This is a genomic window from Niallia circulans, from assembly GCF_007273535.1.
Taxonomy (GTDB): domain Bacteria; phylum Bacillota; class Bacilli; order Bacillales; family Cytobacillaceae; genus Niallia; species Niallia circulans_B.
In genome coordinates, this window is record NZ_RIBP01000001.1 from 564728 (window position 1) to 580615 (window position 15888).

General features: G+C 37.3%; 12 protein-coding genes. 8 read left to right on the plus strand and 4 right to left on the minus strand.

Going from position 1 to position 15888, the window contains the following annotated elements; all coding sequences use genetic code 11:
• Positions 1-95 precede the first annotated feature (95 nt).
• Together CEQ21_RS03790 and CEQ21_RS03795 are read left to right on the plus strand one after the other, a co-directional pair.
• Positions 96-752: an HD-GYP domain-containing protein gene (locus tag CEQ21_RS03790; protein WP_185763320.1), complete on the plus strand. Its 657-nt coding sequence runs from the start codon at positions 96-98 to the stop codon at positions 750-752.
• Positions 753-994: 242 nt separating this feature from the next.
• Entirely contained in the window at positions 995-6580 is a 5586-nt protein-coding gene (locus CEQ21_RS03795; protein WP_185763321.1) for an Ig-like domain-containing protein, read from the plus strand.
• A gap of 36 nt (positions 6581-6616) precedes the next feature.
• Here the strand turns inward: CEQ21_RS03795 and CEQ21_RS03800 are convergent, their stop codons facing one another.
• Positions 6617-7375, minus strand: a complete 759-nt coding sequence (locus tag CEQ21_RS03800; protein WP_185763322.1) for a DeoR/GlpR family DNA-binding transcription regulator — start codon at positions 7373-7375, stop codon at positions 6617-6619.
• Positions 7376-7417: 42 nt separating this feature from the next.
• Positions 7418-7627 carry a class II aldolase/adducin head domain-containing protein gene (locus CEQ21_RS03805; RefSeq protein ID WP_185763323.1) on the minus strand — a complete coding sequence of 70 codons (210 nt, stop codon included), beginning with the start codon at positions 7625-7627 and terminating at the stop codon, positions 7418-7420.
• Positions 7628-7803: 176 nt separating this feature from the next.
• Here CEQ21_RS03805 and CEQ21_RS03810 point away from each other — a divergent pair, with 176 nt between their 5' ends.
• The 6 genes from CEQ21_RS03810 to CEQ21_RS27065 all read left to right on the plus strand — a co-directional run bounded on the left by CEQ21_RS03810 (position 7804) and on the right by CEQ21_RS27065 (position 13848).
• Positions 7804-9126: an alpha-L-fucosidase gene (locus CEQ21_RS03810; protein WP_185763324.1), complete on the plus strand. Its 1323-nt coding sequence runs from the start codon at positions 7804-7806 to the stop codon at positions 9124-9126.
• Positions 9117-10064: a PTS sugar transporter subunit IIAB gene (locus tag CEQ21_RS03815; protein ID WP_185763325.1), complete on the plus strand. Its 948-nt coding sequence runs from the start codon at positions 9117-9119 to the stop codon at positions 10062-10064. The genes CEQ21_RS03810 and CEQ21_RS03815 overlap by 10 nt, the downstream gene beginning before the upstream one ends.
• 8 nt (positions 10065-10072) lie before the next feature.
• A complete protein-coding gene (locus tag CEQ21_RS03820) occupies positions 10073-10879 on the plus strand; it encodes a PTS mannose/fructose/sorbose/N-acetylgalactosamine transporter subunit IIC (protein WP_185763326.1) in 807 nt (268 codons plus the stop codon).
• Positions 10863-11657, plus strand: a complete 795-nt coding sequence (locus CEQ21_RS03825) for a PTS system mannose/fructose/sorbose family transporter subunit IID (RefSeq protein WP_185763327.1) — start codon at positions 10863-10865, stop codon at positions 11655-11657. The genes CEQ21_RS03820 and CEQ21_RS03825 overlap by 17 nt, the downstream gene beginning before the upstream one ends.
• A 224-nt stretch (positions 11658-11881) precedes the next feature.
• Positions 11882-12517 (plus strand): copper homeostasis protein CutC, encoded by a 636-nt coding sequence (locus tag CEQ21_RS03830; RefSeq protein ID WP_185763328.1) that lies wholly within the window; start codon positions 11882-11884, stop codon positions 12515-12517.
• An 890-nt stretch (positions 12518-13407) separates the two neighbouring features.
• Entirely contained in the window at positions 13408-13848 is a 441-nt protein-coding gene (locus CEQ21_RS27065; RefSeq protein WP_235907153.1) for a hypothetical protein, read from the plus strand.
• 117 nt (positions 13849-13965) lie between these two features.
• On the opposite strand, the gene CEQ21_RS03840 is transcribed toward CEQ21_RS27065, so the two are convergent.
• Positions 13966-14841 carry a DMT family transporter gene (locus CEQ21_RS03840; protein WP_185763329.1) on the minus strand — a complete coding sequence of 292 codons (876 nt, stop codon included), beginning with the start codon at positions 14839-14841 and terminating at the stop codon, positions 13966-13968.
• Positions 14842-15018: 177 nt separating this feature from the next.
• Positions 15019-15879, minus strand: a complete 861-nt coding sequence (locus CEQ21_RS03845; protein ID WP_185763330.1) for an HAD family hydrolase — start codon at positions 15877-15879, stop codon at positions 15019-15021.
• Between the last annotated feature and the right edge of the window lie 9 nt (positions 15880-15888).

Consider the following 15888-nt stretch of genomic DNA (forward strand, 5'->3'; position numbering starts at 1 on the left):
CAGATAAGGACTTAGTTCCTATGTAAATAGTTGTAATTACTTCATATAGTTAGAATTAATATTCCGTCAGATATAAAAAAGAAAGGGGGATATGTATGGGAATAAACAACTATGCTTATGAGCAGAACTCTGTCCACGATTGGATAATAACTTATAAAAGGAATTCAGAAAAACAGCTTATTGATTACTTAACGGAAGTTTGTGAAATTCAAGACAGTGATATCATGGAGCATTTAACAAATGTACAAGAATTAACAAGACTTCTTACTGAGGCTTACAATAATAAAAATAACAGGATGTTGGATGATAATTTTTTGGAAAGTATTATTCAACTTAGTATTCTTCATGACATTGGAAAATCTCGTATACCTGAAAAAATAGTAAACAAGCCTGGCAGATTAAATGAATTTGAACGAAAAATTATTGAAATGCATCCTTTATTAGGTGTGGCTATACTGAAGGAGAAAACGGCTAATATTCATTATAGTTCTCTAGACCTTAATGTTGCTGAAAGGATAATCTTATATCATCATGAAAAATGGGATGGTACTGGCTATCCATATAAAATAAAGGGTAATGATATTCCATTAGAGGCTAGAATTGTGGCAATTGTAGATGTTTACGATGCTTTGACAGCTGAGCGACCATACAAAAGGGCATGGAGTAATAGGGAAGCACGTCAATATATTCTCGAACAAAGAGGGAAGCACTTTGATCCTAATCTAGTAGATTTGCTGTTAGAGATCATCTAATTCGCACAAATAGAAAAAAGGTAGTACCACTATTACATTCCTATAATTACTGCATGTCAAAGCTAGAGTGTTTACTAGCTTTTTTTTTATAGGAAAATGGTCTTTTCTTAGGTGGTTATGACTAGTAAGTCATTCCTATAAATGCTTATTATTAGGAAAAGGGAAGCATTGACTATTACCAAACTCCTCCTAAATACAGATAATACTAGTATATTAAACGTTAAGGAAAGGTTGTTATGATTATGAAGATTAAATTAAATGAGATAAAACAAAAATTTTTACTTATCGCAGTATTAACTATTGTGATGATACTGACTCCCTATTCATTTCAAAAGGAGACCATGTCTTTTGAGCAAGAAAAGACATCTGCTGCGACAATAAGTCTTTTGGGAAGTCTTCATTTAGATTCTTCATATAATAACGGCGTATTAACATTAAAAAGTACAGGACTTCAGCTAGCTAATATTGGCCTTATAAGCAATTATGTCCCAGTTTTTCAGCTGCCGAAGGAATTCGCTGGATTGATGAGTAAAAGCAATTTTAAAACAGCAACGACAATTTCTTACTCTATTCCGTATATAGGTGTTGGAGAGGCTGTTACTTTAAATAATATTGGCACAGTGACTGGAGAAGGTCTTATAACTAATAATGATACTTTGTGTGTAGGTGTTAGTATACCGCACTTGTTAGGCATAGGTATCGGATCTCCGACAGTGTTCACATTAAGCATTAATTTAAAAAACTTAGGATACAATGAACTACCTCCAAGTGTTGAAGGAAAACTAACATCAAAAGCAGGCGTGTTTGATACAGTCTTATTAGAAGCAAATGTACTAAATAGTACTGGAGCAATCTCAACATTAGCAACATCATATGTGGATACTGTTGCGCCAGAAAAACCTTATGTAAAACCAATCAATGAAAAAGACACAGAACTAACAGGAACAAGCGAGCCAGGAGCTGTAGTAAAAGCCACGCTTCCAGATGGAACGCAAAAAACAACACCTGCGGATTCTACTGGTAAATGGTCAATCGCCATTAATCCACAAAAAGCAAACACAGAAGTGAAAGTAACAGCAACAGATGCAGCAGGAAACACAAGTGGTGCAACCTCTGTAACGGTTGCAGCAGTAGTAATCCCAGATACAGAAGCACCACAACAGCCAGTAATAAAAACGATAGATGGAGAAACTGGTGAAATCAGTGGAGAAAGTGAAGCAAATGCAAAAATCATTGTAACCCTTCCAAATGGAAACGAAGTAATGACAATAGCTAGTGCAGAAGGTAAATGGTCTGTAAACATCACTTCCCAAACCTTCAGCAGAAATTTATTAGTTAAAGCAGTTGATGCAGCAGGAAACACAAGTGAATCAGTTTTTGCCACAATGAAAGCAACGATTATAACTGAAATAGCAGTACCGAGTACAGAAATACCAGCAACAGAAGTACCAAGTGAAGAAACACCAGCAACAGAAGAACCGAGTACAGAAATACCAGCAACAGAAGAACCAAGTACAGAAACACCAGCAACAGAAGAACCGAGTGAAGAAGCACCAGCAACAGAAGAACCGAGTACAGAAATACCAGCAACAGAAGAACCGAGTACAGAAATACCAGCAACAGAAGTACCGAGTACAGAAATACCAGCAACAGAAGTACCGAGTACAGAAATACCAGCAACAGAAGTACCAAGTGAAGAAACACCAGCAACAGAAGAACCGAGTACAGAAATACCAGCAACAGAAGTACCAAGTGAAGAAACACCAGCAACAGAAGTACCGAGTACAGAAATACCAGCAACAGAAGAACCGAGCGAAGAAACACCAGCAACAGAAGAACCAAGTGAAGAAGCGCCAGAAGCAGAAGAACCAAGTGAAGAAGCGCTAGAAGCAGAAGAACCAAGTGAAGAAACACCAGCAACAGAAGAACCAAGTGAAGAAACACCAGCAACAGAAGAACCGAGTACAGAAATACCAGAAACAGAAGTACCAAGTGAAGAAACACCAGCAACAGAAGTACCGAATGAAGAAACACCAGCAACAGAAGTACCGAGTGTAGAAACACCAGCAACAGAAGAACCAAGTGAAGAAACACCAGAAACAGAAGTACCGAGTACAGAAATACCAGAAACAGAAGAACCAAGTGAAGAAACATCAGCAACAGAAGTACCGAATGAAGAAACACCAGAAACAGAAGTACCGAGTGTAGAAACACCAGCAACAGAAGAACCAAATGAAGAAACACCAGCAACAGAAGAACCGAGTACAGAAATGCCAGCAACAGAAGAACCAAGTACAGAAACACCTCAAGAGCAAGTAGAAATGCCAGACACAGAGGCACCGCAACAACCAGTCATTAAAACAGTAGATGCAAAAACAGGCGGTATCACTGGAGAAAGCGAAGCAAATGCGAAAATTATCGTAACTCTTCCAGACGGAAGCGAAGTAACGACAACTGCTGATGCGGAAGGAAAATGGACAGTAATGATCACTCCTTCTAGGAGCAGTATGGAATTAACAATCAAAGCGGTGGATGCAGCAGGAAACTCAAGTGAGACAGTTGCTGCGACAATGCAATCTACGATAATACCAGAAATTGAAACACCAGAAGTAGAAGAACCGGTAATTGAAGAACCAGAAATTGAAATACCTGAAGTAAAAGTACCGGTAATTGAAGAGCCAGAAACAGAAGAACCAAGTACAGTAGTACCACAAGAGCAAGTAGAATTACCAGACACAGAGGCACCGCAACAACCAGTCATTAAAACAGTAGATGCAAAAACAGGTGTGATTAGTGGAGAAAGTGAAGCAAATGCGAAAATCATCGTAACACTTCCAGACGGAAGCGAAGTAACGACAACAGCTAATGGAGAAGGGAAATGGACGGTAAAAATCACTCCATCCATGAGCAGTATGGAATTAAGAATTAAAGCTATTGATGCAGCAGGAAATATAAGTGAGACAGTTACTGCGACAATGGAATCAATGATAATACCAGTTATTGAAGTACCAGAAATTGAAACACCGGAAGTAGAAGTACCGGTAATTGAAGAGCCAGCAACAGAAGAACCAAGTACAGAAATACCAGACACCGAAGCACCGCAACAACCAGTCATTAAAACAGTAGATGCAAAAACAGGTGTGATTAGTGGAGAAAGTGAAGCAAATGCAAAAATCATTGTGAGCCTACCAGATGGCAGTGAAGTAACCACAACTGCTGATGCGGAAGGAAAATGGACAGTAACCATCACTCCATCCATGAGCAGAATGGAATTAAGAATTAAAGCTATTGATGCAGCAGGAAATACAAGTGAGACAGTTACTGCGACAATGGAATCAATGATAATACCAGAAATTGAAATACCAATTATCGAAACACCAAATCCAGAAATGCCAGCTATAGAAACACCAGAAGTTGAAGTACCACAAATCGAGACACCAGCAACAGAAGTACCAGCAACAGAAGTACCAAGTACAGAAATACCACAAGAGCAAGTAGAATTACCAGACACAGAGGCACCGCAACAACCAGTAATAAAAACGGTAGATGCAAAAACAGGTGAGATTACTGGAGAAAGCGAAGCAAATGCAAAAATCATTGTGAGCCTACCAGATGGCAGTGAAGTAACCACAACTGCTGATGCGGAAGGAAAATGGACAGTAACCATCACTCCATCCATGAGCAGTATGGAATTAAGAATTAAAGCTATTGATGCAGCAGGAAACATAAGTGAGACAGTTACTGCGACAATGAAATCAACGATAATACCAGAAATTGAAATACCAATTATCGAAGCACCAAATCCAGAAATGCCAGCTATAGAAACACCAGAAGTTGAAGTACCACAAATCGAGACACCAGCAACAGAAGTACCAAGTACAGAAATACCACAAGAGCAAGTAGAATTACCAGACACAGAGGCACCGCAACAACCAGTAATAAAAATGGTAGATGCAAAAACAGGTGAGATCACTGGAGAAAGCGAAGCAAATGCGAAAATCATCGTAACTCTTCCAGATGGCAGCGAAGTGACAACAATCGCTGATGCGGAAGGAAAGTGGACAGTAACTACCACACCGTCGTTGAGTAGTATGGTAGTAAAAATTAAAGCAGTTGATGCAGCAGGAAACACAAGTGAGTCAGGTTCTGCCACAATAGAGCCAACGATAGTACCAGAAATCGAAACACCAGAAGTAGAAGTACCAAATACAGAAGTACCAGAAATCGAAACACCAGAAGTAAAAGTACCAAATACAGAAACACCACAAGAGCAAGTAGAAATACCAGACACAAAGGCACCACAACACCCAGTAATTAAAACGGTAAATGAAAAAACCGGAGAAATCAGCGGAGAAAGTGAAGCGAATGCAAAAATTATCGTAACCCTTCCAGATGACAGTGAAGTAACGACAACAGCTAATAACGAAGGGAAATGGAGTGTACGAATTACACCTCAAGCCTTTAGCAGAGAATTAAGAATCACTTCAATAAATGCAGCAGGAATCAGAAGCCAAATGATGTTTGCTACATTAAATGGTTATTCCAGTATTGGAGCGGAGATTGTTCCACCAGTAACAGCACCAGTTGTTGTTCCACCAACTGAAACAGATAGCAATTCGGATAATGCAGCACCAGAGCCGACAACAGTTGTACCTTCAATTCTAGTTGAGAATGAAGAAATTGCAGGTACAGTTAAACCGGTCCAGCAAGATGGACCTTCAGATGATAAAGAGTCAGGAATACCAGGTACAACAGGTAACTCACCGTCAACTCCTGGGACTGGTGGAAATGGGGCACAAGCACCAGGAACAACTGTGAAGCCAGGAACACCAGCTACAAATATAAATGCTGGGAATCAATCAGGTGCGAGCAACAATACGCTAACTAAACTGATTGCCAGAGATATTAATGTTAATAGTTTAGAAATAAGAGGAACTAGTGATGCAAATGCATTTATAACCGCAGTGTTTTCCGATGGCAGCAAAAAAAGAACCGTTGCAGATAGCTTAGGAAACTGGTCGATCTCTATTAATTCGCAAAAGGTTAATGCGAAAATCAAGATAATTGCTACAGATGCGCAAGGAAACAATCGTATGTATACCTTTATTACCGTCATGCCTGTCTTGGAAGGAACTCCGATCAAATCTAATATCCAGGATAGTGGTAATGTGAAAAATAATACTAAAGCGATAATATCTAATGTAGATAATAATGGCATAATGTGGATTACTGGAACTAGTGAAGCAAATGCGACAATAAAACTATATGCTGCAGATAATATGCTAACATGGGTAAAAGCAGATGCTAATGGAAACTGGTCTATTCCGATTGATTCGATTGATAGAACTAAAAAATATTCTGTCGTAACTACTGACAAATCTGGATCAATTATAGAAATAGCGGATGTGAGTATGCAAAATAATGAAGTAATTAACTCGAGTGATTTCATTAAAAAATCGCCTGTTATTAAAAAACTTCAGGAATCGAACCAAAATGAGTTAGTATTAAAAGAAAAAATGACAGCAACAAAAGATGCGATAAATGAAATTCCGATAAATGCTTATGCAGATGATAAGCGCAGTCTAGTATTAACCGGATTAAGTTATTCTGGTGGTGTTAACCATAATCAGAAAGTTACAGGAAAATCCTATACGGACTTAAATACAGATTGGAAAATAGGCAGTCAAGAGGAAACAATTGCTGCAACACAAAAAATAATGAAACAAGAAACATATTTCCCATTATACTTGCTAATCTTGTACTTTTTATTCGTGGTGTTAAACAGAGCGGATCGAAAATATGGATGGACAAGGGGAATTGTTCAATAAACAGCTAGGCTGTCGAGGAGCTCTCGACGGCTTTTTTTAGTATAAAAATTCCACCCCTAATTTTTTTGCTAATTGAAGATACTCTGTGCTAGGTTGATGATTAGTTATGACACTTTCAAAAGAAGACCAGTCAGAAAACTTGTATGCGTGTTTTTTTCCAAACTTTGTATAATCGACTAATAATAAGCTTTGTTCAGCTAAGCGCATAACTTTTTTCTTAAATAAAGCTTGGGCAAAGTTTGCTTCATAAATACCGGTTAGATCAACTCCAGTGGAACTTAGAATGCATAAATCGATGTGGAATAGCTCGAGAAAGGAATTTCCATAATCACCAACAATGCTCTCAGCATCCTTAATAGCTTCCCCGCCAATCATATATATTTTAGTGTCTTGTTGAGTAACATGTAATAACTCATAGGCAATTTTTAATCCATTTGTGATAATGACACCGTTTGATAGTTTCGCTAAATAAGGTAAAAGAGATTTCGCTGTTGAGCTGGCGTCAATGAACAGGCTCATTCCTGGACCAATAAATGTACTGGCAATTTCGGCGATATGCTCCTTTTCTAAGATCATGACATTTTCACGATAACGAGTGGAAATGATATGGTTTTTTTCAACTTCTAAAACTACTCCGCCTCTGTATCTGCGTATTAATCCTTCTTTCTCTAACAGCAATAATTCCCGCCTAAGAGTGGAAAGGGAACAGAATAATTCGTTTTGAAGGCTGGAATTCTCCAACTTTTTGTGTTTTTTTAATAAAGACAAAATTTGCTCTCTGCGCGTTTCCTTCATCTTTCTGTTTCCTCCTCAATAAAAAATTATCTTTTAAAAATTTTAGCACAATTCCATTAAGTGTTGTCCATTTGATGTAAAACGTTTGGCCATATTAGCCATTGCTTCATTAGACATAATTGTTGGTGTTCCGGCAATTAATGCAATCAAATGAATAAAGGTCAAAATATCCAGCTTGAATACTTCATGCATTGTTTTACGGACAGTTAACATATCAAGATTTGCTAAAAGGACTGCTTTGCGATTGGTCATTGAGTCATATTCGTTTTTTGCATGTTCTTCTGTCCCGGATCAGACATATTCTGCTTACTTTTAAGTGATGAACTCATTTTTGAACAAACGTCAAAAATGTCTTCACATATAGAAAAATGTAAATGTAAGCGATATCATATCACTAAACCAAACATTAAGTTTACAGGAGGGTACAAATGACGATAACAACCAATCGGAAATGGCTTTCAGAAAGTAGATATGGGTTATTTATTCACTTTGGTTTATATTCCATTGCGGCAAGGCATGAATGGGTGCAAACATTGGAGGAAATCAGTTTTGAGGAGTATAAAAAGTATTTTGAACAGTTCAATCCTGATTTGTTAGATGCAAAAAAATGGGCAAAAAAAGCAAAAGAAGCTGGATTTAAATATGTCATCATCACAGCAAAACATCATGAAGGCTTTTGCTTATGGGATACAAAAGAAACTTCATATAAAGTAACAAACACACCATATAAACAAGATTTGCTTAGTGAATTAATTCATGCGTTTCGAAAAGAAGGGTTGAAAATAGGAATCTATTACTCCCTTCTTGATTGGAATCATCCTGATTTTCTTGTGGATGGATATCACCCAATGAGGAATCATGCAGAATACAAGGCTACTCATAACGGTAACATGGAAAACTATCGTGCATATATGTTTGCACAGGTAAAAGAACTATTAATAAACTATGGAACGATTGACTATCTCTGGTTTGATTTCTCCTATAAGTCCAGAGATTGGGGGACTTCTATTGGCAAGGGAGCTGATGATTGGGACAGTGTTGCATTAGAAAAAATGATTTATTCGATTCAACCTAATATTTTTATAAACGATCGTCTTGGGTTAAATCGAGGTGTACAGACACCGGAACAATTTGCTAGAAGTAAAGGAATGGAAAAGGAAGAGGATATTTGGGAAACTGTGCAAACATTGAATAATAGTTGGGGATATGACCGTGATAATCTTACCTTTAAATCTAGTAGGATGGTTGCCAAACAATTAGTCGATACAGTCTCAAAGGGTGGGAATTTGACCATGAATGTTGGTCCAAATGCCAGAGGTCTTTGGGAGGAAAACAGCGATTCCATTTTAACGGAAGTAGGTGATTGGTTAAAACGACATGGCAACTCCATTTATGGAGCAACAGCAAGTAAATATCCTGCACCATTAGATTGTCGTTACACCCAAACAGGAAATAAATTATTTCTACACATATTTAGCTGGCCATATCGTACGATTCTATTGCCTGCACTTGGTGGAAAAGTATCTTTTGCGCGTCTTTTAAATGACGGTTCAGAAATTCGTTTTACCGATACGAAAAATCTAGGCGGAGAAAGAGCAGCCACAACAAATCTCTATAAAGAAATTACAGAAGTTCATATTAAAGAAGCACTCGATCCCACAATGTTGATGTTAAACCTGCCGATTCGTGAACCGAATGAATTAATCCCTGTCATTGAATTGACGTTAAAGGAGGATAACAAATGGGGATAGGAATTATTCTTGCCAGTCATGGTGAGTTTGCAAGCGGAATGAAGCAAACTGGGGATGTGATTATGGGCACGCAAGACAAAGTAGAAGTGTGTCTTCTAATGCCAGAAGAAAGCCCGGAACAATTTAGGAGTAGATTGGAAGCAATAGTAGCGGCTTTTGAGAAAGAGGATGAGCTTTTATTTCTTGTTGACCTTTGGGGAGGAACACCATTTAATCAAGCAAATCAGCTTGTGCAGCAACATGCTGGGAAAATGGAAATTGTTTCTGGACTGAATGTACCAATGCTGATTCAGGCATATAGTGAGCGCTTTATTCCAAATAATAGCGTTACTAAAATTGCTACTATCATTAGTGCTGAAGGCAAAGACGGTATACGTTCAAGTGCCAACCAGAATGTATTGGTAAATCAAGAAAAAATAACAGGAGGAGAGCTGATGAAGGATAAGAAAATGAGTCAATTAGGCATTCTGCATGTCCGCCTTGATGAACGCCTTATCCATGGACAAGTGGCAACACTTTGGCTAGGGAACTTAGGAGCAACCCGTGTCATGATTGTAGATGACAATGTTGTTTATGACCCAATCGCAAAAGCCTCCTTGCAGACAGCTGTTCCAGGTGGAATTAAATTGAGTATTTTAAAAACCGATACAGCTTCAACAAGGTTGAAACAGGGTGTATATCAAGGTCAAAAAGTGATGGTTATTGCCAAAGAAGTCCAGACTATTTTTGACTTGATTGAGTCAGGTGTTCCAATCGAACGATTTAATTTAGGAAATGCCAGTTCTAAAGAAGGAACAGTACAAATAAAAAAATCATTATTTTTAACGGAAGCAGTTATTTCAAAACTATTAGATTATGAAAAGCAAGGTGTGTTTGTTACTGCTCAAATGGTTCCAATGGAAGAGGAAAAATCATTTTCACAGATTTATGGAAAGTAGGGAAATGAATGAATATTGAAGTTTGGCAAATTATCGTTCTGTCATTATTGGGATTTTATGCAATTGTCGAGAATTTAGGGATAAATGTTTTTGCCAACCAAGCTTTAATCATGGGAACAATCACAGGACTTGTGATGGGTGATGTAAAAACAGGGTTAGCTGTAGGTGCTACTTTACAATTAATGGGACTTGGAATTCAGGCATACGGTGGTGCCAGTGTTCCTGATTATATGACAGCATCCATTGTGGGAACAGCATTTGCCGTAATAAGTGGAAAAGGTGTTGAATTCGGGATTGGTTTGGCAGTTCCAGTAGCTTTGTTAATGATTCAACTAGATATTTTAGCTCGTTTTTGTAATGTTTTCTTTCAGAGAAGAATTGATCATGGAATCAAGGAGATGAATCTTTCCAAAATTAGAACGTTTCATTTGTTAGGCACACTTAGTTGGGGATTGTCACGGGGGTTACCGATTTTTCTAGTATTCAGCTTTGGAGAAAGTATTGTTGCGTTTATCTCTAATGTAATACCAGAATGGTTAACAGGCGGATTATCGATTGCTGGGGGGATGCTGCCAGCAGTTGGTATAGCAATTTTGTTACGCTACTTGCCAGTCAAGAATTTTATCACGTATTTGCTGATTGGTTTCATTGCAGTTACATATTTGCATATGCCGATGTTTGGAGTAGCTTTACTTGGATTTGCTCTTGCGATTCTTCAATTTAAGCAGTTAATTAGTGAACAACAAATAGGAAATGTAAGTGTAGCACCTGTACAAGCTGAAGGAGGGTTAAGCGAAGATGAATACGAAAATTAATCAAAAAGACTTAGACAAAGTAAGTATGAACTGGTTAATCGGAAGTCAGCTTTCCTGGAATTATGAACGTATGATGGGGGGTGGATACCTTTACTCTACATTACCGGTATTAGAAAAATTATACGGTGAGGATTCTGATAAACTTCAAGACATGATGCGAGTCCAAAGTCAATTCTTTAATACGACACCTCATATGGGTGGATTTATTCTTGGAATGGATATCGCTGCAGAAGAAGCGGAAGGATATAAAGCAAAAGATACGGTAGCCAGCTTAAAAACTGGTTTGATGGGTTCATTTGCAGGTGTTGGTGATACGATTTTTGGTGTGCTTTTTCCGACCGTATTTGGGTCAGTGGCCTCGTATCTTGCTTTAAAGGGAAATGCAATTGGTGTAGTGATATGGTTATTAGTGAATGTAATTATTCTTATTTTCCGATACTTTTCTGTCCGAATTGGCTATAAGCAAGGCGTTAAATTAGTTAGCAGTATGTCTGGTCACTTAAATGCATTGACTAACGCAGCGACATTACTGGGAGTTACCGTTATTGGTGCGATGATACCATCTGTTATTAAAGCACCAATAGCATTAACATTTAAAACAGGTGATGTAAAATTAAACATTCAAGAAACACTGGACCAAATCATGCCGATGATGGTTCCTGCTATTTTAGTTGGTGTCATCTACTGGTTATTAGGCAAAAAACACTTCAATTCAACTAGAGCAATCCTTGCCATTATTGTTTTGGCCATTATTTTGAAAGCATTAGGTGTTATGTGAAAAAGGAAGTATATGCATAACTTAATAAAGTACTTAGACATTGTGGTTGAATGACAGAATGTGTGATTTTTATGAAATACGAAAGCAGGCAGTTATCAAGTTATATGCATAAATAAATAATTATAAATGTTATAATAAACAGGTCGAAAAAACGCTTACACCCTATGTGGTTTTAATAGTTATCTAAGAGTTAAAGGTCAAGTAATTTTAGGAGATGAGTTATTGTGATTAAAGAGTTTTGTGCAGAAAATCTGACCAATATTCCTGCAGCTATCAATGCAGGGGCAAAAAGGATTGAACTTTGTGACAACCTAGCTGTAGGGGGAACAACTCCCTCTTATGGAGTAATAAAAAAAGCGGTTGAGCTAGCCCATCATGCTGATGTTACGGTGATGACTATGATCAGACCAAGAGGAGGAAACTTCGAATATAGTCATGAAGAGGCAGAGATAATGGCAAATGATATTCAAGTGTGCCTGCAGCTTGATTCTGATGGAGTGGTTTTTGGATGCTTGAAGAATGGATGGATTGATGAAGAATTGACTTCACAGCTGATAAGTATATCGGGTGGTATGGAAATTACTTTTCATATGGCATTTGATGAATTGTCAGAAGAGAATCAATTTAGAGCAATTGATTGGCTTGCGGAAAAGAATGTTAGCAGAATTTTGACACATGGTGGCAGTTCACAAAACAGCATAGAAGCTAACTTTCCGCATTTAAAGAAGCTGATTGAATATGCGGCAAATCGAATCATTATTTTACCAGGAGCTGGCATAAATTTTCAAAACTTAGCTGGAGTGTTAGACGCTTTGCAGGTGAATGAAGTACACGGCACAAAAATAGTAAACATAGGATGAATTTAATACAAGAATGAGGCTGGGATACAAGTATGTGAACCAGCCTAAAGACCGAACTACTAAATCAACCATCGATTAAATAGTTCGGTTTTTTGTTTTTAGTTTAAATACAAAAAATTAGAAATTTTAGTGAAATGGAGCGGTGGCCACTCGACTCCTGCGGGATATAGAGGAAAGGATGAGACCCCGCAGGCGAAGACAAGGAGGCTCAAGCTTTCCCCGCGGAAAGCCATTTGGTGCAGCGCAATGAAACGAACTAACTATTTAGACACAACCTTTATTTTTCTAATTTAGATGTAATTTTATTATTCGTGTTTAGAAAGGCTGTCTTTTGAATTGTTCCAGCCTCAATTTTACTAACGGGTTTTCTTTTGGGAGATATTTAAAACCCATCAATTCCACAAAGAACTATCGATTGGAACTCATAATTAACGTATTTGGGCAAATAATCCTATTGAACATCCATTGGCTTCTATTGACAAGGACTTTCACCTAGTAAATTGTCCAACTGACCTTTCATATGAACCTGAAGAAATTATTTCTATGATTCTTAATGTAAGTGATAACGCTAGTAACTTCTCCATAAACAAATCAGAAGAGGATTGTCCATTTTGGAAGGACCATTAACCACCGTTAGTGGTGATGGGAAAAGTTATAATTATTTTAATTTCAATCCGAAATATGCTCAGATAGTATTAACGATTTTAAGAACCTATTACAACTTTTGTTTCGCATTCAAAAAACCTGATGGCGAAAAACCTACTCATGAACAGAGATTGGGAATTACAAATAAGAAATATAAAATCAATGACATCCTTTACTTGAGATAGTTAAAGGGTTTGATTGGAAAATAGTGTATAATGATGAAGTCTTAGTGGGAGGAGATTTTTTTGTTAAAGAGAGTGAATATTCACTTTATAATCAGTGTTATCTTTATATTGTTTCTAATAGGCTGTACAAATAAAGGTACGAACGAATTTGATTTAGATCAAATTACTAGAGTAGAAGTTAAAGTGGTTAAGACAGATGAAAGTTATGAAGAAGCTGTAATGATAACTGATAAAGAAACGATAGATGTGCTAAGAAAGACATTAAAAAAAACTAAGTGGGAACCAAATGTAGAACATAAAATGGCTAGAAAAGAAGATGTAAAGGCAACTCTGTTTTTCAAGTATGATAAGAATATGCCCGAACGATTATTTGAATATCTAATTTGGTTCAAACAAAACAATGATACTGCGACAATTATTAGCAACAATGTTAAAGAAGGGTATGGAACTTTAGATAAAGATAATGCAGAGACATTAGAAAGTATTTTAATCAAGAAATAAAAGAGCAGGAATTCCTGCTCTTTTATTTGTGATTTGTATTTAATTTTAAATGCTAATTTAAATACGATTTAACCTTAATTTAAGAGGTTTCCCTCCTAAAGTGAACCCGTTATGTTTTTACTTTTCTTCTTTAAGAACGAACAATACACCTATTAAAATCAGGACAGAACCTATCCAAAACATAACACCGATTTTTTCATCTAATAACAACCAGCCAAGCAATGTTCCAACAACTGGCTGGAAGAAGAAATAAATTCCGCCGCTTGAGGCGTTAAGCATTTGTAATCCGCGGTTCCAAAGAAGAAAGCCGCCTGCTGTTGAGATGACACCTAAATATAATAGTCCACCCCAAATTGTTGGGTGAGTCAGTTGTGTCATATTCAATTCAGGTAAGCGTGGTAAAACAAATGGTGTTAACACAATTAGTGCCACTAAAATAGAATAGGTTGTTACGACAATTTGTGAGTAACTGCTTGGAATGCGTTTCACAAGAACAGACATAAGTGCCCATGTTAAGGCAGCAATAACAAGAGAAACACCGCCAAGTGAACTGGACAAATTGATATCCCCAATCCCAACAATAAGAATAACACCGATTGTGGCTAAGCATACAGAGATTCCTTTTTTAATAGTTAAGCTTTCTTTAAGAATAAGGCGAGCAAAAATAACCATAAATGCTGGAGTGGAAGCTGTAATGATCGCCCCCATTTGTGCTGTTGACAGCATCGTCCCTGTTTCTTGTGCAACAATCGAAATGGCATTGCCAATAATTCCAATGGCAATGATTATCCAAATAAACCGCTTTTCAATTCTCCATTTTTGTTTTGTCACAAATCCTATCAGGAGAAGTGCCAAAATAGCAATTAAATAGCGCAGCCACACAAGTTCAAGTGGGGGAATAAATGCCACCACAACCTTCACAACAACATACATGCCGCCCCAAATACTAGAAGCGAGAATTAAATATATGGAACCTAATAAGGTGTTTTTCATTTTTTATACCCTCCGATTTTTTGTTTAAGGTCAAAAAGCCCCTATCGGAGAGATTCCATCATTTCCCTCCATTAGAAGCTGAAGGGTGCTGCTGGTACGTCATTTTCAAATAAAGGAGTCCAATACATCTGTTTCACCTCAAATCACCTAGTGTAAAATAATCCCTAGCGTATTTTATTAGATTTTCACAGAAGAAAACCTAGAAAGATATTGATAGACACCATCTTCATCACAAGTAAATTCTGTTACATCGTCCACGATTTTTTTGATAGGCTCTGCAGCGTTTTTCATTGCTACCGCATACTGAACAAATTCAAACATAGGCAGATCATTATAACTATCCCCAATCGCTAATATGTCTTCTTCTAATATTCCGAAATGAGCCAGCATCTGCTTAATGCCTGTTGCTTTATTTACATTAGCGTACATCAATTCCACATTATGACTTGAAGAGGTAGACGTAGTAAAGTCTGTTTCCTGCTTAAGTTCGTTAAGCACATCTTTCCATGCATTGATATGCTCTTTTGTTCTTGCAAAGAAATAAAACTTTGAGAACATATTACCCTCAATAGTATCCTTCCAAGCAATCTCTTCTTTTATTGCTTGTTTACGTGAAAGCCATTCATTAATCTCAACACCTTCGGGCTGAGGATCTCTTACCTCATGCTCCACATAATCTTTATCCTGAGTTAAAGTGATACGAGCTGAATCATACGGAAATAACTCGTAATATATTTTTTGTTGTCTTGCCTTTTCAATCACGGTTTCGACTAATTCACGAGAAAGGGAATGCTGAAAAACAGGCTTATCCTCGATATATCCTGCCATTCCATTTGAAGTAATAAACCCATCAACCTGGAAGCCTTCCGGAACTAGTTCATCTATCTCATCGTAAGCTCTTCCTGTCGCAATAAATACATAGATTCCTTGTTCACGTAAATTATCAATAATTTCTTTTGTTTTTAAGCTGACTTTATTAAAAGAAGTTAATATTGTACCATCCATATCTAAAAAGATGGCTTTAGGTATAAAAGACAAGCTGATTCC